Annotated in this window: 1 pseudogene; it reads left to right on the top strand. The window is 59.8% G+C overall.

What is annotated here, in order from left to right:
• Positions 1–199: pseudogene (locus ACSNOK_RS34835) on the top strand (hypothetical protein); the annotation flags it as partial.
• Positions 200–261 lie beyond the last annotated feature (62 nt).

Here is a 261-nt window from a genome sequence, read left to right as displayed (position 1 = left end):
GAACAACACCCTGGCCAAGTATGAGGAGCAGTCCCAGGCTGAACACAATGAGGTCGAGGGGCTTGGCGGCCTTTATGTCATTGGCTCGGAACGTCACGAGTCTCGCCGTATCGACAATCAGTTGCGAGGACGTTCCGGTCGACAGGGCGACCCCGGTGAGTCGCGGTTCTATCTGTCGCTGCAGGACGAGCTCATGCGGCAACCCCGAGTTCCTCACTGAGCTTAACCTACGGGAAAAGGGCTTGGACCCCCTCGAGGACC

Source organism: Streptomyces sp. URMC 126 (assembly GCF_051386555.1).
Lineage (GTDB): Bacteria > Actinomycetota > Actinomycetes > Streptomycetales > Streptomycetaceae > Streptomyces.
This window is presented reverse-complemented; position numbering and strand designations above follow the sequence as displayed.